This is a genomic window from Bacillus sp. R86525, from assembly GCF_042466195.1.
Lineage (GTDB): Bacteria > Bacillota > Bacilli > Bacillales > Bacillaceae_G > Bacillus_A > Bacillus_A nitratireducens.
Map to the genome: position 1 here is coordinate 2,432,944 of NZ_JAXHPX010000007.1, position 20,410 is coordinate 2,453,353.

Annotated in this window: 20 protein-coding genes; 17 read left to right on the forward strand and 3 right to left on the reverse strand. The window is 34.7% G+C overall.

The window, feature by feature from the left end; translation table 11 throughout:
* Positions 1-152 precede the first annotated feature (152 nt).
* Positions 153-452, forward strand: a complete 300-nt coding sequence (locus tag SJY24_RS15055) for a hypothetical protein (protein WP_000361375.1) — start codon at positions 153-155, stop codon at positions 450-452.
* 293 nt (positions 453-745) lie between these two features.
* The gene (locus tag SJY24_RS15060; RefSeq protein ID WP_377865233.1) at positions 746-1,783 is read left to right on the forward strand and encodes an SDR family oxidoreductase; all 1,038 of its coding nucleotides are present in this window, start codon (positions 746-748) and stop codon (positions 1,781-1,783) included.
* 59 nt (positions 1,784-1,842) lie between these two features.
* On the opposite strand, the gene SJY24_RS15065 is transcribed toward SJY24_RS15060, so the two are convergent.
* Positions 1,843-2,634: a DUF4240 domain-containing protein gene (locus tag SJY24_RS15065; RefSeq protein ID WP_377865234.1), complete on the reverse strand. Its 792-nt coding sequence runs from the start codon at positions 2,632-2,634 to the stop codon at positions 1,843-1,845.
* A gap of 204 nt (positions 2,635-2,838) precedes the next feature.
* On the opposite strand from SJY24_RS15065, the gene SJY24_RS15070 reads away from it, so the two are divergent.
* Together SJY24_RS15070 and SJY24_RS15075 are read left to right on the forward strand one after the other, a co-directional pair.
* Positions 2,839-3,306: an NUDIX hydrolase gene (locus tag SJY24_RS15070; protein WP_377865235.1), complete on the forward strand. Its 468-nt coding sequence runs from the start codon at positions 2,839-2,841 to the stop codon at positions 3,304-3,306.
* Positions 3,307-3,327: 21 nt separating this feature from the next.
* On the forward strand, positions 3,328-3,972 hold the full coding sequence (locus tag SJY24_RS15075) for an alpha/beta hydrolase (RefSeq protein WP_377865236.1): 645 nt from the start codon (positions 3,328-3,330) through the stop codon (positions 3,970-3,972).
* Positions 3,973-4,019: 47 nt separating this feature from the next.
* Here the strand turns inward: SJY24_RS15075 and SJY24_RS15080 are convergent, their stop codons facing one another.
* Positions 4,020-5,963 carry a GTP-binding protein gene (locus SJY24_RS15080; RefSeq protein WP_377865238.1) on the reverse strand — a complete coding sequence of 648 codons (1,944 nt, stop codon included), beginning with the start codon at positions 5,961-5,963 and terminating at the stop codon, positions 4,020-4,022.
* Between the two features lie 266 nt (positions 5,964-6,229).
* Between SJY24_RS15080 and SJY24_RS15085 the strand changes: the two genes are divergently transcribed.
* From SJY24_RS15085 to SJY24_RS15145, 13 genes are all read left to right on the forward strand, one after another.
* Positions 6,230-6,658: a MarR family winged helix-turn-helix transcriptional regulator gene (locus SJY24_RS15085; RefSeq protein WP_000204168.1), complete on the forward strand. Its 429-nt coding sequence runs from the start codon at positions 6,230-6,232 to the stop codon at positions 6,656-6,658.
* A 17-nt stretch (positions 6,659-6,675) separates the two neighbouring features.
* A complete protein-coding gene (locus tag SJY24_RS15090) occupies positions 6,676-7,314 on the forward strand; it encodes a nitroreductase family protein (protein WP_000185377.1) in 639 nt (212 codons plus the stop codon).
* A 44-nt stretch (positions 7,315-7,358) separates the two neighbouring features.
* Positions 7,359-7,652: a putative quinol monooxygenase gene (locus SJY24_RS15095; protein ID WP_377865240.1), complete on the forward strand. Its 294-nt coding sequence runs from the start codon at positions 7,359-7,361 to the stop codon at positions 7,650-7,652.
* Between the two features lie 140 nt (positions 7,653-7,792).
* Positions 7,793-8,725 (forward strand): AAA family ATPase, encoded by a 933-nt coding sequence (locus SJY24_RS15100; protein WP_377865241.1) that lies wholly within the window; start codon positions 7,793-7,795, stop codon positions 8,723-8,725.
* Positions 8,722-9,831, forward strand: a complete 1,110-nt coding sequence (locus tag SJY24_RS15105) for a DUF58 domain-containing protein (protein WP_377865242.1) — start codon at positions 8,722-8,724, stop codon at positions 9,829-9,831. Before SJY24_RS15100 ends, SJY24_RS15105 begins: the two co-directional genes overlap by 4 nt.
* Before the next feature lie 15 nt (positions 9,832-9,846).
* Positions 9,847-10,581, forward strand: coding sequence for a signal peptidase II (locus tag SJY24_RS15110; protein WP_377865243.1), 735 nt, complete (start codon positions 9,847-9,849; stop codon positions 10,579-10,581).
* A gap of 349 nt (positions 10,582-10,930) precedes the next feature.
* On the forward strand, positions 10,931-11,437 hold the full coding sequence (locus SJY24_RS15115; RefSeq protein WP_377865244.1) for a DUF3902 family protein: 507 nt from the start codon (positions 10,931-10,933) through the stop codon (positions 11,435-11,437).
* Positions 11,438-11,659: 222 nt separating this feature from the next.
* A complete protein-coding gene (locus SJY24_RS15120; protein ID WP_377865245.1) occupies positions 11,660-12,763 on the forward strand; it encodes an efflux RND transporter periplasmic adaptor subunit in 1,104 nt (367 codons plus the stop codon).
* Positions 12,760-13,434, forward strand: coding sequence for an ABC transporter ATP-binding protein (locus SJY24_RS15125; protein ID WP_328022143.1), 675 nt, complete (start codon positions 12,760-12,762; stop codon positions 13,432-13,434). The genes SJY24_RS15120 and SJY24_RS15125 overlap by 4 nt, the downstream gene beginning before the upstream one ends.
* A 2-nt stretch (positions 13,435-13,436) precedes the next feature.
* Positions 13,437-14,615, forward strand: a complete 1,179-nt coding sequence (locus SJY24_RS15130) for an ABC transporter permease (RefSeq protein WP_377865246.1) — start codon at positions 13,437-13,439, stop codon at positions 14,613-14,615.
* A gap of 189 nt (positions 14,616-14,804) precedes the next feature.
* Positions 14,805-15,971, forward strand: coding sequence for a serine hydrolase domain-containing protein (locus tag SJY24_RS15135; RefSeq protein WP_377865247.1), 1,167 nt, complete (start codon positions 14,805-14,807; stop codon positions 15,969-15,971).
* A gap of 366 nt (positions 15,972-16,337) precedes the next feature.
* Positions 16,338-18,092 carry an adenine deaminase C-terminal domain-containing protein gene (locus tag SJY24_RS15140; RefSeq protein ID WP_377865248.1) on the forward strand — a complete coding sequence of 585 codons (1,755 nt, stop codon included), beginning with the start codon at positions 16,338-16,340 and terminating at the stop codon, positions 18,090-18,092.
* Between the two features lie 113 nt (positions 18,093-18,205).
* Positions 18,206-18,727 carry a hypothetical protein gene (locus SJY24_RS15145; protein ID WP_377865249.1) on the forward strand — a complete coding sequence of 174 codons (522 nt, stop codon included), beginning with the start codon at positions 18,206-18,208 and terminating at the stop codon, positions 18,725-18,727.
* A 123-nt stretch (positions 18,728-18,850) separates the two neighbouring features.
* Here the strand turns inward: SJY24_RS15145 and SJY24_RS15150 are convergent, their stop codons facing one another.
* Positions 18,851-20,230, reverse strand: a complete 1,380-nt coding sequence (locus tag SJY24_RS15150) for a catalase (RefSeq protein ID WP_377865250.1) — start codon at positions 20,228-20,230, stop codon at positions 18,851-18,853.
* Positions 20,231-20,410: the final 180 nt, after the last annotated feature.

The following is a 20,410-nucleotide window of genomic DNA, read 5'->3' on the forward strand; positions in this document are numbered from 1 at the left end:
ACGTATAATTTGTTAATCAAATATTGGATATTTTAATTATATATGAAATGGAAATAGACAGAATGAATATTTTCATATTGTTGATTCTAGTAATAGAGAAGGGGATTAAATTATATCCCTTTTTTTGCTAGTATAGTAAGAGATTTCACTAGATGGATAAAAGACGTTGTTTGAAAGGTGAGGGTATGATGACAAAGTCTAATGTTGTAGAAATCATTTCAGCTTTAGTAGCTATTATCGGTGTGTATGTACTAATAAATGCACCAGAAATGGGGAGTAAGGCAACAAGTGAATCTGTTGCAGAGCAGGGCGGTCATATGGATACAAGTACGTATTTAGCTTTATTACAAGGATACGGAAATTCTTATACAATTCTAGGCGCGACTTGTTTATTTATGGGGTTGCTCAGTTTAATTTCGATCATTTCAATTCAAGTATATAAAAGTAAATAGAGGTTGAAAAAACAATGCTCCTGCCAAATTGACAGGAGCATTGCTCGTATAAATAAGTATTTTCGTAGATGTGTACTTATCACTATGACTTAGTTGAAATATTTTTTAACCCCTCTTTATCGTCTTCATTACTGTCGAATTCGATAAAAAGTTATGTCACAAGTTGCAAATTTGGATGACGTTATATTAACTATAGAAAAAAATGAAAAATACCCGTAACTTTTTACAAGGGAAAATCGTTAAACAAAAGAAAAGGTTTTTAATCATGCGCTTGATTGAATGGGGGAAAAAGAATGAAGATTCTAATACTGGGCGGTACACGTTTTTTAGGAAGGGCTTTCGTAGAAGAGGCTTTAAAAAGAGGGCATGAAGTTACATTATTTAATCGCGGAACAAATAAAGAAATTTTTCCTGAAGTAGAGCAGTTAATCGGTGACAGAAATGATGATGTTTCAAGTTTAGAAAATCGAAAATGGGACGCGGTAGTCGACACGTGTGGATTTTCTCCTCATCACATTAGAAATGTTGGAGAAGTACTTAAAGATAATATAAAGCATTATATATTCATTTCAAGTCTTTCCGTATATAAAGATTGGATCCCGTATCATATAAAAGAAGATTATATATTACAACCTGAACCAACGGGTGATCAAATAAAGGCTGTGGAGAATGGTGAAGTATCTCCTTATGAGTATTACGGCGCGCTTAAAGTACTATGTGAAAAAGAAGCAGAGAAGTATTGGCCGGGGCGTGTTTTACACGTAAGAGCAGGACTTCTTTCGGGAATGTTTGATTATACAGATCGGCTTCCATACTGGATTGGGCGTGTAGCAAAGGGGGGAGAAGTGTTAGTTCCAGGAAGGAAAGACCGTCCAGTGCAGTTCGTTGATATAAAAGACGTCGCAAGCTTTGGACTAAACATGGCAGAAAACAATAAAGTGGGCACAATTAATATAACAGGTCCGAATTATAAATTGACGATGGAAGAACTATTAAATACGTGTAAAAAAGTTACGAATAGTGATGCTGCATTCGTTTGGGTTGATGAATCGTTTATGCATGAGAATAAAGTGCAGCCATGGACAGAAATGCCATTATGGCTTCCCGAAACTTTTGCATTAGAAGGTGAAACGAAGCCGTGGAAAGGTGGATTTTCTATTAATATAGAGAGCGCAGTTAAAGAGGGTCTTACTTTTAGAAGGTTAGAAGATACTGTTAAAGACGTGTATGAGTGGATGAGAGAAATGAAAGGTAGGGAATTTAAGGCAGGTATTTCAATTGAAAGAGAAAAGGTGCTGTTAGATAAGTGGTATGAAATAAAGAGAGCTTAAATAGGAAACTTATGAAAAAAGGACTCTGTCTATTGGCTAAACAGAGTCCTAATATAAGTCTACCACTCAATCGAATTTTCCCCGTACATTTCCCATAGCTTAGGAAACATCTTTTTCAAACCTTCTTCGTCATCTTCATCCCAGTCTAACTCGATATCAACTTCCTCAAATCCTTCATTTGATAAGACATGGTATAGTGTAAAGTATGTATCATCTTCATCCCCAGTCTTCTCCATATATACTTCTTGTCCGAAATATAGTGTAAGTTCTTCTATTTCTGGAACATCATACTCGCTCAAATTTTCTAATACAGGAATTAACCGTTCTGGATCTTCAATACACGCTTCGTATGTTTCTTTTCCTTGATATAATAACCATCCACGGAAGTAATCAAAACAATCATCCGAACAACCGCCTAAAATAATATAGGCAGCTGCCCATAAACGAGATGTATAGGAAGCTTTTAATATGCGATGCATATGCGTATCAAAAGCTACAATTTCATGTACTGTACGTTTAGCGAGATGAGAAGTAAGCCATTCTATTTGTTCTTCCTGGTCTTCACCTTTCGTTTTTGCACGATCAAGTAGTTCCCAAAATTCTTCTTCTGTCATCGTTTTTTCTTTTATGTAAATTTCCCCAAGACACGGGTCTGTATATCCTTTTTTTCGTTTGGAAGCGATTAGTTTGTTAGCTTCTTTCATACATTCTTCTTCTGTGTCAAACTCTTTCGCTTTCACACTACCAGCTGTGCCGATTTTTCCGTAAAACACAACGTAGTCTCTATCTTTCACAACGATTTTCCAAAACTTATTTGATTTCTCAGTTTGTTGGATTAATAACGTTTCCATTTGTACCCCCATATTGCTTTTCTAATGTGCATTGTGATTGTAACATATGTATAAATACCTGTAATGACAAAAGGTAAGTGTTTTTTCGGAAAGTTCGAAAAATGTTGAGCGAAATAGAAAAATTTAGTAATCTTATTTGTACAGCACATACATACTAGTTTTGTAATGATTCGATATTTAAATAATATATAGGGGGCATTCAGGATGGATCTTACGTTTAAAGTAGAAGAAACATGTTTTAATTACCGAGTCGGAGCAATTTGTAAACATGATAATAAAATACTTATCCTTCAAGATGAAGGTGAAGATTATTGGTACGTGCCAGGTGGACGAGTGAAAATTCTAGAAAATAGTGAGGACGCGTTAAAACGAGAACTTGCTGAAGAAGTAGGTGTTCCTATTGAGGTGAAGAGATTAATATGGTCAGTAGAAAATTTCTTTACACTTTCTGAGCGAAAGTTTCATGAGATTAGTTTTTATTATGAAGTAGAATTGCATGAATTACCTGCAAATGGGGCTGATCAATATATTCTAGAAGAAGAAGGTAGAAGGTATTTATTTATGTGGGTGCCGGTAGAAGAGTTAGATGCGTATAACTTACAGCCAGCGTTTATAAAAGATAAAGTAAAGGATATATCAATTCATACAGAACATATCGTTTTGCAAAAATAAGCGTGTTTGGAGGGGAAAACGGTGAAGGGGACTAAAAAAGAGATACATATAGATAATAAAGTCATTCGTTACACACATATCGAAAAAGGTTCTAATACAATCTGTTTTATGTTCTCAGGTTCAGGCTACAATTATGACAAGCCGTTATTTTATTATGCAACGATGTTTATGCTTGAAAATAAAATAGATGTAGTACATATTCATTATTCCTATGATGGACAGTTAATGGAAAAACCAATGGAAGAAGTAACGAAAGTAATGATGGATGATATTAATCCTATCATTAATGAAGTGCTAAAAAGTGGACAATACAACGATTCGATGTTTTTAGGAAAATCACTCGGAACAATCCCGATTGCGAATGATTTAATGAAGAGAGAAGAATTTGCACAGTCAAAAATGATATTACTTACACCTTTACTGACGTTTGATACGATTTTTGATTCCATCTTACATAGTGATCATGAAGGGCTATTAGTAATTGGGGATAAAGATCATCAATATAATGCAAATCAAATCGATCAGTTACATAAAACGAATTTACAGATTGAAGTTGTCAAAAACGCTAATCATTCTGTAAATGTTGGAGAATTTGAAACTGAGAATTCGATCGAAGCGATAGCAAAAATAATAGAAAAACTTAAAGAAGTTGTTAGGAAAAACTAACCTATCAATACATGCAAAAAGAGGTGCAATCTGCACCTCTTTTTTATTTAATAAGCCTTCAGCACATGAAGTAAATAATCCTTACGATTCAGCGGATTATAATCAACACGTTTTCGAGTAGGGAAGGGAGCCGTAAGTTTTGTAAAACCACCTGGCCTTGTTGTAAAGATTCCTTCTCCTTCAGTAAATGAATGGAGTATTCGTTTAAAATCCTCTGTTTTCGCAACAGGTAATGATCCTGTTAAATGGTAGGAGTCATTATATAATCTAGGCTCTCTAAAAGTTGCTGAAATAGCAGCAAGCTTATACATTGCGGTACTAATTGCGTGCTCTGGTACAGTTAATTCAAATTCGTTTAATGGCTCATATACACATGTTTCAGCTTGCTTTAAAGCATCCATTAATACGAGCGGTGTTAAGTTTCTAAAGTCACTCGCAGTTGTAACAGGGCTTGCATAACCAGTATGTGTTAACGTGACGATAATGTCTGTAACTTCCCATCCGTATAAACCTTGTTTTAACGTTTGAAATACAGTATCTTCAATTGCTTTATGAAATGCTAAAGGCAATGATCCAAGTTCAACACCTAAGTTATACGTTATCCCAGAGTTAAGTTCACCACGTTCAACTTTGAAACCGATTGTCGCGTAAAATGGATTCGCTTTTTCGCCCATTACTTCAACGCTATTCCCTAAGCCAATTGGTTTTTCAATACATACAACTCGCGTGTTTGAAAAGGTAACTTGTAGACGGTATTTTTCATAAAGTGTTGTTTCAATAACTTCTTTTTGCACTTCACCGAAAAGGCGAATGTATAGTTCATTATGAACATTGTCTTTCCGAACCTTAATGAGAGGATCTTCTTCGCATAGTTCCATAAGTGCAGCGTATAAATCATGAATTCGCTCTCTAGGCACTGCATCAATAGCAGCTTCCATTTGCGGTTCGGCAAAGTGAATATCCTTTATATAATCCGTCCACTCACCGATAATATCACCAATTTTAATATTCGTAAGTCCCCACACTTTGCAAAACTCTCCGCTTTGAACAGTAGAAGATTGAACGGCATCTCCATTATGAAACATGCACATTTTTTTAATCTTTTCCTTATGTGGTAGAGACTCTTCACACTGTATATCAACATATTTTCTAGCGTGTAAACTACCTGAAAAAACTCTTACGTAAGCAATCTTTTCGCCAGAAGGTTCACGTTCAATTTTAAAAACAACACCGGATAATGTTTTATCTTGCGTCGGTTTATTAACTGGAATTAGCGCTGAAAGATTTTCAAGTAGTTCAGTTACACCTACACCTGTCATTGCTGAGCCAAAAAAGATGGGGAACACATTTGCTTGTTGTATTTGTTTTTCTAGTTCTTTTCTTAATGGCGTATCTGATATTATTTCGTTATTTACATATGACTCAAGCAATGATTCGTTAAATGGTGCTAACAGTTCCATACAATCGTCATAGGATTTATATTCAATAATCCGAGCGTCCTTTGTACCTTCGTTTACTACAGAGTAGAAGGGGGATGCTTCATTTGAAAGAAGCTCTTTTATTTGTTTCATAACTTTTTCAGTATTTGCGCCACTACGATCAATTTTATTAACAAATAAAATAGTCGGTATGTTTAGTTTCTGTAATGTCCGCATTAAAATCTTAGTTTGTGCTTGCACACCTTCAACGGCAGAAATAACTAAAATCGCACCGTCTAAAACGCGGAATGATCGCTCCACTTCAGCGATAAAATCAGCGTGTCCAGGTGTATCAATGACATTTACTTTTAAGTTATCAATAAAGAAAGAAACGACAGATGCTTTAATCGTAATTCCGCGTTGTCTCTCTAATTCCATTGAGTCAGTTTGCGTATTACCACTATCTACTCGGCCAATTTCTTTAATCACATTCGTTTCATAAAGAATACGCTCAGTCAAACTCGTCTTGCCAGCGTCTACGTGCGCGACAATCCCTATATTTATTGTTGTCATATGTGAATATCCTCATTTCATTTTCCATTTTTATTTCCTCATTTCTATTTGTGTATTGCCGCATTACAATCACTCTCCAGTCATTTAAATTATTACTATTATAATGTAATTTACATTTTTTGTAACGCGACAAAGCGCCTTAATTTGGAAAAAATAAAAATGAAAACAAAATGCTTGCATTCTAAATCGATATAGATTATATTAATTGACATATCAACTATTGATACATCAAATGTTTTTTGTATTGGATGTAAAGGAGGGGTAATTTGACAAGTTCATGCTCAAAAGAAGCAATAATTTTATATAAATTACACTTTCTAAACAAAGAAGTAAGTTCAAAATTTGAAGGGTGTACGGGTATGAGTCAGTCTAGATTAGAGCTCATACTTCAGTTATATGAAGTAGATGAAATTAGTCAAAAAGCACTTCAGCAAGAAGTGAATATTGATAATGCCGCGATTACGAGGCATTTAAAACAGCTGGAAGCAAACGGAATGATTACAAGACGTAAAAATCCAGATGATAACAGAATTACGTTAGTTTCTCTTACAGAAGAGGGACGAAATAAAATTCAAGTGTATCAAGAGGAAAAAGAGCGTTTCGCTACTTCAGCATTTAAAGGATTAAGTGAAGAAGAACGCGACAATCTTTTAACGATGTTAGACCGCATTCAAGAAAATATAAAAGAACTTTAAAAAGGGAGAATACAACTATGACTAACTCAGTAAAAACAAATGATTTTAACGAAATTTTAACAGGACGTCGTTCAATTCGCAAGTACGATCCTTCAGTGAAAATTAGCAAAGAAGAGATGACAGAAATTCTTACAGAAGCAACACTTGCACCATCATCTGTAAACATGCAACCATGGAGATTCCTTGTTATTGAAAGTGACGAAGCAAAAGCAACTCTTGCGCCACTTGCGAAATTCAATCAATCTCAAGTAGAAACATCTTCAGCGATGATTGCTGTATTTGGTGACTTAAACAACTTTGATAACGCAGAAGAAATTTACGGCACAGCGGTTGAACGTGGTTTAATGCCAGCTGAAGTAAAAGAAGATCAAATGAAAAAACTTTCAGGTTACTTCTCAATGGTTACACCAGAAGTAATGAAAGATACTGTACTAATTGACGGTGGTCTTGTAGCGATGCAATTTATGTTAGCAGCACGTGCTCACGGCTATGATACTTGCCCAATTGGTGGATTTGAAAAAGACCAAATCGCAGAAGCTTTCGGATTAGACAAAGAGCGTCACGTACCAGTTATGTTAATTTCAATCGGAAAAGCTGCTGATAGTGGTTATCCATCAGTACGTCTTCCAATTGAAAAAGTTGCTGAGTGGAAGTAATTTTATAAAAACAGAAATAAGTGAGATATGAGAGGGGAAACACCATGATTATAATTCACGCAATATTTCAAGTAGATCCAGCAAAACAACAATCATTTTTAGAAGAAATTCAGCCACTACTTCATGATTCAAGAGAAGAAAGTGGAAATGTATCTTATGATCTTTATAAAGATACGGAAAAAGAGAGTGTTTACACGATGGTAGAAGTATGGAAAGATGAAGCAGCAGTTGCGAGTCATAATACGAGTGAACACTTCACATCTTTCGTTAGCAATGCACGACAATTTTTAACTGCGCCACTTGATATAAAAGTTTATAGTGGTGAACTAGTAAAATAATTAGTAGAAAAAGATGACTTTAGCGTATGGCTGAGGTCATCTTTTTTATTTTGATAGGAATATATTTACTTATAATGTGTTATAATTTGGAAAATAAATATTCTTAATTTTAAAAATATTTAAAGGTGGTAGTGAGATATATGAACATATTAAAGAAAATCACTAACAATATTTCAAAGGTCATTATAGGAAAAGATGAATCGATTGAACTCGCAGCGATAGCCCTTATAGCAAGAGGACATATTTTATTAGAAGATGTACCTGGGACAGGAAAAACAACATTAGCGAAAAGTTTGGCTAAAAGTGTAGACGCTAAATTTCAAAGAATTCAATTCACAGCGGATACTTTGCCTGGAGATGTTATTGGTCTCGAATATTTTGACGTGAAAGAATCGGAATTTAAAACGAGGTTAGGTCCTATTTTTGCAAATATAGTATTAGTGGATGAAATTAATCGAGCTGTACCGAGAACACAATCTTCGTTACTTGAAGTTATGGAAGAACGTACTGTTACAATTGCGAAACAGACACATTCATTACCAGAACCTTTTTTAGTAATTGCAACGCAAAATCCTCTTGAATCCGCTGGTACATTTCCTTTACCTGATGCTCAATTAGACCGATTTTTACTTACTATACGACAAGGTTATCCTACGAGAGAAGCAGAAAAGGAAATGATGAATCGCTTCCAAACGAATGATCCATTAGAAACGCTACATTCTATTATTTCGAGTGAAGAAATAATAAATATACAAAAACGTGCAAGGGAAGTGTTAGTAGGGAATGATGTGCAAGATTATCTTCTTGAAATTATTGAAGCAACCCGTATGCATGAGTTAATTGAAATTGGTGTAAGCCCGCGAGGCACATTGGCATTTATGCGGGCAATCCAAGCGCGAGCAATATTAAATGAAAGAGATTACTGTACACCAGATGATATAAAACTACTAGCTGCATCCGTTTGCGCTCATCGGTTAACGTTAACGATTGAAGGGGAGATGAAAACGACAAAAGAACAAATCATGAAAGAAATTCTTCATACGATTAGTGTGCCAGTGGAGAATGTACGATGAATCAACAGCTTGTGTATACACCTTTAGCGGAGCCTTTCGTAATAGGAGTTATGTCAGTTGTAGCCGTTATTTTATGTGTATTTTCAAGTAATTTACTCATATTATCTCTCGTATTTTTGTATTTAATTTTAATAGGCGCTACGCATATATATATTCGGAAAGTATCTCGCGTTAACTGGAAATACAATCAAGGTAATTCGAACGTTTTTATAGGTGAAACAAATATGTGCAAATTGAAAATTTCAAACAAGTCGATATTTCCTATTTTCAATATCGTATTTCGATTTAAATGTGAAAACAAGCTAACTTGGAATCATGATGAACTAAACAAAAATCATAGTACAGGTTCAAATTATTATTTGAATTTCAATATAAAAGGTGGAGAGACCGTTTTATTTGATTTACAAGCTGTAGCATTAAAAAGAGGTATCGCGAAATGGGAAGAAGTTGAAATTGTTATTACTGATCCATTTGGATTCATAACGAAACATATAACATATAAACAGGTTGAAACGCCGTCCTATTTAGTCTTACCAGCTGTTCCGAAAATGCAAGTTCCTGAATTACAAGAATGGTCACGAGGATTTCGAAAAGCGATGTCATCACCCTTATATGATGAGACGAAAGTAATGGGAGTGAAGTCGTATGAAAATGAAGATTTTCGTTCTATTCACTGGAGCGCAACAGCGAAAACAGGGACAATAATTGGGAAAAAATATGAACGAACACAATCTGATAAATATGCGATTTATCTCAATTTACAAAATAAAAGTGGCGTTTCTTTACGAAATGATATTGAAGAGCTTATTGAATTAACCGCAGGCATATGCAAACAACTGCTCATGCAAGATTGTTCATTTGAGTTATGGATTAACAGTGTGAAAGGTAACGGATTGTTACATGTAAAGAACGGGGATAATCGGAAACATTTGCAAAATGTATTAAAGGTACTTGCCTCAATATCGGATCAAGATACGCCTGTATCATCTTCTTATTTTTATACAGCAGGATTTCGTCGTAAGGAATTGGATGCAGTTCCTTTAATTCTTGGTACTTCACCTAGGGAATACAGTAGAACGAATAAATGGATTGTAATTAAAGAATAAGAAGGGATTTATGTCATGTTGAATAAAAAGAGGCATATGAAAGTAAAGTTTTGGAGTGTAAGAGCTTTAATCATACTTTTCTTTGCGATTAGTGCAATCTCGTTATCAAAAGGTGTTGTGCATGTACAAGACATAGTAAAAGAGCGTTTTTTTAGTGAAAAGAAACCTAAAGAAATTTATAAGGAAACAATAAACAATGAAAATAATGAAGATTATGGCAGACCTTTGGAAGAGACAAAAGTGGGAGATAATGGGAATGGAACGACAACGGGTAAAAAATTTAAAGGTTTTGAAAGGGAAAGTTCATGGGGAGACGTATTTTCTATGCTCTCAAGCTCATGGATTAGTATAGCTTTTTATGTGATTATTGTAATGTCAATTATATATTCCATCTACAAGTACATTAGGAAAAGGTTGACGAAAACTGAAATAATACAGGAGAAAGAATCGGTCACAAAGCAAACTGTGGTAAGAACCATAAAGGATGAAAAAGTCATTGATCAGTCAGAAAAGTCATTGTCTGCAGATACGATAAGGAAAACGTTAGTTGAATGGGAAAGAACTTTACCATTTCATGAACAGCGAAGGTCCTATGAAACGATGCAACAATGGTTAAAACGAATATGTCGAACGAGAGATATTATTCCGATATATGAGTCTGTTCGATATGGTGAAAAGACGTATACGGAGTTAGATGTTAAGAAGACTATGCGGTGGATAGAGCGGGATGGAAAAGGGCGATATGAATAGTAGAATGTATTATATGAAAATAAAATAATCGCTGAGTTAATCTGAATATGAAAGTTATATAAGTAAATAAAATTAGCTGTAAATTAATTTTATTTACTTATATTTAATTGCATGTTAATGTATACTTAATTTTTTAATATCTCTACCAATGGAAAAAGAATATACAAGCTATATGGAACTCTTTGTAGAGTATTGCTTCTTTAATTGTTCATGAGTATATCTTTGTTTTATTAATATAGAATGAAAAAAGGATGCATTAGAGCTAAACGATTAATGGGTAGCATGTTAATAAAAAATTACATGAGTTTAGTAAAAACTTATAATTTATTTTTAAGGGTGTGAAAATATAATGAAACCGGTATTGAAAAGCATACTTATTTCCTTTGCTTTTTCTGCAGTAGGGATGTGTTGGTTGCTGTTCATGTTATTTAGAGGAGGCGGAGACTGGTTATTGTCTTGGATAGGTGTATTAATGGCATATTTATCTTTATACACTTTAATAGATTTATATTGTAAGTATACATACGATAAAAAATTAAGTAAATTGTTTATCAAAGCAACAGTTACTACCTTTAGTTTTGCAGTATTGGGAATCACCTTTGGTATTGTACACGAGCTATTACAGCCATGGAGTCTCAGTTTAATGGTTTGGTATTGGTTGTTAGTGTTACTTTTATTTGTAACGACCATAATATTATTAGTTTTTGTAGTATTTGTTAATCGTAAAAATTATAATATCCCTGGAAGATATAGAATACTTATATTGCTAAATCTATTTCTTACGTTAGGGCCAGTACTATGGCCACTACTTCTTACTATTATCGGAAACGGTATAAACGCTAGTGCAGGATGGTAAAAGTGAATGAAATAAAAAGTTGATATAGGGTTTTAAGTATGTAAGAGAACGTGTTTTCATAAATTGAAAACACGTTCTTTTTTATTGTTAACCTTTATACGAACTTCTTATATTAAGAAAAACTTAAGAAAACATACGAGAAATTATTAAGAAACCAAATATATACTAAAAATCGTCTTCTCCAAAAGAAGAAATACAAGTATATGAAAAGGTGACATGTAGATGAAAAAGAAAAAGAAAGTATTACTTATCGGTGTATTAATTGCCGGGATTGGGGCTGGAACATATTTTGGTTTAGCAGGTAGTAGTCCGGAAGTAGGGAGGGCATATGATACGTATAAAATTACAGAGAAAAAAATTGAAAATGCTCAGAAATTTGGCGGAGAAGTTATTCCGAATGGTATTGAAATGATTGCGTTTGATCTATCAAAAGGGAATTATGAGCTCGCAGTGAAAAAAGGTGATGAAGTAAAAAAAGGACAGTTACTTTTTAAATACAGTGATGCATCTATAAAACTAGAAAAAAGTGAAGCAGATATGCAAAAAAAGTTAGCTGAAAAAGAAGTAGCGTTACTGCAGAAGCAAATTGATAATGCGAAACAAAAGCTGCAAAAAGATAAAGCAAGTGGTGCAGAAAAAGCGATGCTACAAGCAGCTGAGCAAGAAATGCAAGGACAGGAAACACAACTTGAAATGAAGAAGTTTGAAGTTGAAAATGCTAATCAAATGATACAGGCAATTAAAGAAAAGACGAATGCTTTAGCGGTTACTAGTCCTGCTGATGGTGTGATTGAAGAGATTAGCAAAGAAGCAGATGAGAAAGCAGGAATGAGCGGAGTTACGATTCGAACAGCTGGTTCTTTGAAAGTGAAAGGTCAACTATCTGAATATGAATTATCTCAAGTGAAAGTCGGACAAGAGGTTTCTATTACGTCAAAAATAATAAAAGATAAAGCGTGGACAGGAGCTGTGACGGAAATTGGCACAACACCAATAAAAAGTGCGGATGAGAATAACACAATTTCTAATTATCCATTTGTAGTTACACTAAACAACTCTGAAGAATTACAAACGGGTTTTCATGTCAATGTAATAAGTAAAACCGGCGAAGCAAACGGAACAGTGATTCCGAAAAGCAGCATCGTGAAAAAGGGTGATAAAAACGTTGTATTTATTGTGAAAGACGGTAAAGCAAAGGAACAACCTATCAATATTGATTTTGAAACAGACAACGAGGCGAAGGTTTCTGGTGTGAAAAAAGATGATCAAATTATTTCTAAACCGGAAAAGGATATGGCTGATGGTATGGAGGTTACCACTCAATGATCGAATTAAAAGACATCACGAAATCTTTTCAAAATGGGGAAGAAACAGTTGAAATATTACATGGTATAAATGTAACACTTAACGAAGGGGAATTTACTTCGATTATGGGTCCGTCTGGTTCAGGGAAATCAACGCTTATGAATATTATTGGTTGTTTAGATAAACCGACGGCTGGGATTTATTCATTAGCGGGTCAAAATATATCAAGCATGTCTGAAACAAAATTAGCGCACATTCGAAATGAAGAAATTGGCTTTGTGTTCCAAAATTTCATGTTACTTCCGCGTTTAACGGCATTACAAAATGTAGAATTGCCCCTTATATATGCAGGAGTAGATAAAAAGGAAAGACGTGAGCGTGCATTAGCAGCCCTAATGAAAGTAGGACTTGCCGAACGATCAAACCATCTTCCAAATGAACTATCAGGCGGGCAAAAGCAGCGTGTCGCTGTTGCTCGGGCGATTGTAAATAATCCGAAATTTATATTAGCTGATGAACCAACGGGTGCACTGGATACGAAAACAAGTAAACAAATTATGGACCTTTTTTATGAGTTAAACAAACAGGGTGCAACAATTATTATTATTACTCATGACCGTGAAATAGGGGAAGCGGCAGCGCGCCAAATTGTAATTCGTGACGGAAATATTGTTCAAGATTGGAGAGGATAAAGTTGAATATGAGTGAAAATATACGTATGGCTATATCTTCTATCTTTGCACATAAAATGCGCTCTATATTAACGATGCTCGGAATCATAATTGGAATTAGTGCAATCATCACAATTATTTCAATGGGCGATGGATCTAATGAGAAGCTGAAAGCAGAGTTAAGCCAAGGGAAAGATGATGAAGTAACCATCTTTTACGAAAATCTTGATTACGGTACAGAGAATGCAAAAATTACCCCTGAAATGATAAAGCGGATCGAGTCCGTTCAAGGAGTAAAGGCTGTGTATCCGAATGTAAGTATGGACGTGAAAGTATTTGCTGGTGCAAAAGAAACAAAATTAAGTTTAAATGGTGGAACAGGTAACTTTATGAAGGATAATAAACTCGCAATTATTCATGGCCGCGAGTTAAATGATCGTGAGCTAGAACAACCAACGCCGGTTGTTATTATAAACGAAGCGGCATTTACAAAATTATTTCATGAGTGGGAAGATGATCTGTACATTGATATAAAGGGAAAACCTTATAAAGTTATTGGAGTTTACAAAAGTGAAGAAAGGTTTATTTCTCCAAGTCCTGCAGGGTATACATCACTTGAAAATACGCCACTAATTTCAGGTGTAAGTGAATACGATACAATCACAGTGAAATTACATGCTAGGGACGAGCGAGAAAGCGTTGCAAAAGAAGCAGTAGCACGAATGAATGAAATTAAATCGCCAAAATTTGAACATAAATTCAAAGCTTCAGAGGATGGAAACGAATTTATGGGAGATTTAGAAGAATCTACGAATATGATGAAAATGGTCTTTGGCGGAATTGCTGGAATATCCTTATTAGTAGGTGGCATAGGTGTTATGAATATAATGCTTGTATCTGTTACAGAACGTACGCGTGAAATTGGCATCCGAAAAGCGCTTGGTGCAACACGTAGTAAAGTATTAATGCAGTTTCTTATTGAATCTTGTATTTTAACAGCACTAGGTGGCTTAATTGGATTTATACTTGGCGTATTCTTTGCGTGGTTAATTGCGATATTTGCAGAATGGCCATTAATTGTTTCAGTAAATTTAGGACTGATTTCGGTTGGGATATCTATGTTTATCGGTATTGTATTCGGTATACTGCCTGCGAATAAAGCGGCGAAATTAGATCCAATTGAATGTTTGCGATATGAATAAGTAGGGAAGAGAATATAACTTTGGTTATGTTCTCTTTTTATTTTCATACATAACGTTTTCTCAGCATATCGTATCAAAATTTGAACGTAAGTATTTCGTAAGGAATGGATAAGAAAAAAGAGAGTTTTATCATATAGGATTAAAGTATAACTTGAATCAATCAGATATTAATAGAGGAGATGGAGCCTTATGAAAAAATGTAATTCAATTAAGTTAGCAAGTTTGGCAGTTATATTAGCGGGTACTACTCTATTCACACCAGGTTTTACTGTGAAAGCAGAGTCTACTCAAAAGATCTCTAGTCCGTCAGAAATGCATGATCAAAAGAATCGGAATGGTTGGAAACAAGTAATGCAGGAAACAGTACAGCTTGGAACGCCAGGGGTATTAGCTAAAACGTCTAACAACGGAAAAACTAGTAGTTATACAGCTGGTGTGGCGGATTTAAGTACAAAGCAACCGATAAAATCAGAATATCGCTTTCGGATTGGTAGTGTGACGAAGACTTTTACAGCTACGACTGTTCTTCAATTAGTAGGAGAAAATCGCATACAACTAGACGATCCAATTGAAAAGTGGCTACCGGGCCTCATTCAAGGAAATTGGTATGATGGCAATCAAATTACGATACGTCAACTTTTAAATCATACGAGTGGTATAGCTGAATATTTAAAGTCAAAAGACGCTGACATAATGAATTCGAAAAAAACATATACAGCAGAAGAAATAGTGAAAATAGGACTTTCTCTACCTCCAGATTTTTCGCCAGGTAAGGGATGGTTGTATTCAAACACAGGATACGTAATACTAGGAATGCTTATTGAAAAAATAACTGGAAATAGTTATGCGGAAGAAATTGAAAAGCGAATTATTGAGCCTTTGGATCTGTCAAATACGTTTTTACCAGGGAATTCACCCGTAATTCCAGGTAAGAATCATGCTCGTGGGTATATGAAAATTGACGAAACAAGTGAATTGAAAGACATGACGAATTATAATCCGAGTTTAGCTAACGCAGCTGGAGATATGATTTCAAATGCGGACGATTTAAATACGTTCTTTGCATCTTTACTCGGTGGTAAGTTACTGAAAGAACGCGAGCTAAAAGAAATGCTTACTACAGTTCCTATAGAAGGAAAAGGTCTTGGTGATGGATATGGCCTTGGAATCTATGAGACGAAACTTTCAAACGGTGTTTCAATTTGGGGTCATGGAGGGTCGATTCCTGGATTTACAACTTTTGTTGGCGGAGTAATGGGAGGCAAACATACATTAGCTGTCAATATTAACTCTTTAGGTGCGATGGATGTTTTTACACAGTTTAATAAAATGATGCAAATTGAATTTAAGAAATAGATGAAAAGAAAACGAATGGGATCCGGCTTTAGTTGTAAATAAAAGAGATGCTTTTTAATTTTGCAAATAAGGGCAGTATTAGCATTCATGGTATGGCAGCAATCAAGTATATGTAGAACATAAATACGGATACAAGTGTAATTCAATCTTATAGTCTAGTATAAAAAAGATGTCAGTTGCATGACATCTTTTTTATTTTGGATCAAAGAGATATATCATAAATTTTGAAAATTGTTATTTTTGTAATCATTACATATAATAAAGAGTATAGGGGATATACAGGGGAGTTAGGAATGGATAATACTTTAGTTAGTTAATTATTTTTGTTTTACTAAATAAAAGTAAATTGATGTGGAGTGAAATACATTGGGACAAAATCAGTTTAGATGGAGTAACACACAATTACGAGAACATGTTGAAGTAATTGATGGCACAAGAAGCCCGCACATTTTATTCAAGAATGCAACATATTTAAATTCCTATATGCGCGAGTGGGTGCAAGCAAATATTTGGATCTACGATGACCGCATTATATATGTAGGAGAAAAACTACCAGAGCAACTACACGAATGTGAAGTCATTGATTGTGATGGAAAGTATGTAGTTCCTAGTTACATAGAACCGCATGCACATCCATATCAATTATATAATCCTGAAACTTTAGCAAATCATGCGATGCAATTTGGGACAACGACGTTTATTAATGATAATTTAACTTTATTTTTTACCTTACAACGTGAAGAAGCATTTCGTGTATTAGATGAATTTGAAAAGATTCCAGCAAGTATGTATTGGTGGTGTCGTTTTGATGGACAAAGTGAATTGCAAAACGGGGAATCTTTATTTAATCGTGAAGAAATAATAGAGTGGCTAAAGCATAAAGCGGTTCTTCAAGGCGGCGAGCTAACGGCGTGGCCAAAGTTATTACATGGCGATGATGAAATGTTACATTGGGTGCAGGAAACGAAACGATTACATAAAAAGGTGGAAGGGCATTTCCCAGGAGCATCTGAAACGACTTTAGCGAAGTTAAAACTGTTAGGTACAGATTGTGATCATGAAGCGATGACAGGGCAGGAAGCTTTCGCACGTCTTATGCAAGGTTACACTGTTTCTCTTAGGAATTCTTCAATCCGCCCAGATTTAGAAGTTTTACTGAAAGAATTGTTGGAACTAGGAGTAAAGCAGTTTGATAGATTCATTCTCACTACAGACGGCTCACATCCTTCATTTTATGAAAATGGAATGACAAACGTTATGATTTCTACCGCGATAAAACAAGGAGTGCCAGTAATAGATGCTTATAATATGGCAAGCTATAATATCGCTCGTTATTATAATATGGAACATTTACATGGTTCGATTGCGACAGGTAGAATTGCAAATATTAATATTTTGGAAAGTAAAGAAAATCCGATTCCAATAAGTGTAATTGCAAAGGGGAAATGGATGAAGCGTGACGGAATAAACAAAAATGCATCATTACATATAGACTGGAGTAAATTCAAAGTAACTCCATTATCATTAGACTGGTCTTTAAAGAAAGAAGATATGATTTTTTCTGAAACAACAGGTATAAAATTATTAAATGATGTTATTTCAAAACCATATGTAACTGAAATCGACTTAAACGGTGAGGAACTTTCTATTGAGCATGATGAATGTTTCCTTATGATGATTGCTCGTGATGGCACTTGGCGAGTGAATACAGTTGTGAAAGGTTTTGCGAATGGATTAGGAGGTCTTGCTAGCTCTTATTCTGGTACCGGCGATATTATTCTTATTGGAAAGAGTAAAGAAGATATGCTTACAGCTTTTCATAGAGTAAAAGCGCTAGGTGGCGGTATGGTAATAGCGGAAAGAAATGAAGTGTTACACGAAATTGCATTACCGTTGCTCGGGATTATGTCCGATTTAAAAATGAGCGAATTAATACAGAAAGAGAAAAAAATGGTGGAATTACTACAAGAGCGAGGATACACCTATAACGATCCAGCATTTACGATTTTATTCTTTTCTGCGACGCACTTGCCTTTTATACGAGTAACACCTATAGGATTATATGATGTGAAAAGTAGTAAGGTACTTGCTTCGCCGATGAAACTAATAAATCAATATTAAAAGAAAAGGTCCTATAAAAAGTCTATTTTATAGGACCTTTCTCATTCTTAGCATAAGAATATCCTAAGCCTCAAATAATATAGTATCTAAATCATTTGAGGTGATACTTAAATATGAAAAAACTATTGTATGTTTTAAGTGTATTTATTTTGTGCGTATCTATACAGCATGTGGTACATTCTCAGTCAAATGCACCAAGGTTATCTTCAGATTGTCTGGAAGAAAGTAAAATTCGTGATGAAAAGTATGTAAAAAATATTATGAATGACATTATATCTACATTTGATTTAAAGATTGATGAAAATAATTTTTGGGAAGTTAGTAAAAGAGACCTAGAGGCTGCACATTTGATGTATGGCGGAAGGGAAAATGATTCTTATTATAATTCGCTCACTAAAGTTTATGATAGTGGTGGATATAGGGGAGAGCCTAGATTATTTGTGAAGGCGCAAGAAGCATTGTTACTTTATAAAGAAATAGACGATACAAATGTAATGAAACGCCTAAGCCTTGAAAAAGGGGAATGGATCGTTACTGAAACGAAAAAGAAGCAAGGGAAGATAGTGGAATACAAGCCGTTACAATGTGAAAAAGATTATTTGAAAAAGAAAAATGAGTACCATAATTTAAAATGATGTAACGAAAATCTTGAAGGGGAAAGCTATCATTAATAAATGTAAATAGATCTGTAGAAATCACTAGTAAGTTCGCATAAAAAAACGTCATTTTAATCATTAAAAATGACGTTTTTTATATTCTTAAAACCTTTGAATCGCACTCTCAATCCTCTTTGTCAAATCATCGGACACTTCATGGAAATACCCCATAACTACCTTTCTTATATCATCGGAGATAACTTTTAAATCACTAGCTAAGTTTTCAGCAAGATGTTCTTTTTCGATTTGTGATAACTTCGCATAATATTCACCAGGCTGCACAAAATCGTCTTTCTTAGTTATGGAAGTTCTTTCAAGCTTTCCTTCAACGTATCTTCCGTCACCGCTAGTTGCTTGATTAGCAGGTGTCCAATCTTGCTGTTGGTTGATCGCTATTTTACGAAATTCAGGTCCAATTCTTCTTCTTTGAGAATCACTATAAATGTTAGCACGACCTTGTAGCATTTTATCATCTGATAGTTCTGCACCGTCTAGTAAATTAGAAGGGGAGAAAGCGACTTTTTCTACTTGTTCTTTATAGTTTTCAGGATTTTTATTTAATACCATTTTGCCTACTGGTATAAGAGGATACTTCTTTTCATCCCATACTTTTGTATCATCTAAAGGGTCATAAGAAAGGTGTGCTTCATCTTTAGGATCCATGAGCTGGACATATAAACCATATTCCACTGCTTTACCAGCCTCAATTGCATCGTATAAATCTTTCCCGCTATAATCAGGATTTTCGGCAGCTAGTTTATTTGCTTCCTCACTAGTAATGAATTGTACACCTTCAAATGGATACCAATGATACTTTACGTACTTTCGATAACCTTGAGCATTTCTCCAAACATATGTATTTACACTATGTCCTGGGATGTGGCGAAGACTTTTTGCCGTACCAGCATCAGAGTATAAACGGACAACAAAGTGAATGGATTCGGGTGCTCTAGCAACAAAATTCCAAAATCTATCCGGGTCTATTAAGTTATTTTTAGGTGAAGGCAACAACGCATTAATAGTTTCAGGGAAACGCATCGGATCACGAACAGAAAAGACAGGAAGGTGATTACATAAAAGATCAAATACGCCTTCTTTTGTATAAAATTTTGTAGCAAAACCGCGTACATTTCTAGCAGTATCAGGTGTTCCTTTCGTACTAACAGCTAATGAAAATCGCACCATAACAGGAATTTTCTCATTAGAATTTTGTAAAAAGCTTAGTTTTGTATGTTCAGACATCGGATATATCGTTTGAAAATAACCGAATGCACCAAATCCTTTTGCATGAACAGGTCTTTCTAAAATTTTTTCATGTATAAATTCTTGTAACGCCTCGTGCAGTACATTATCTTGCTTTAAAATAGGTCCACGTGAACCAACTGTTTGAGAGTGAAGTTTAGCTGGTTCATTAAGTTCTCGATTGCTATTAAAGGATTCTCCTAATAAAGATTCCCTCTGTTTATCGTGTTTTTCATTCATCGACATAGCCTCCAAAATTTTTTCGTTGATTGTTACTAAATATGATTCTGTAGCCTCGATTATGTATTACATACGAAGTTCAAATTTGTAACATACCGCTAGATGAAAAAAACGCACATATAGTGGACCTGTTGAAATAGAAGAAATTATGGAAAAATGAATATCGGGAAGAGAAATAAC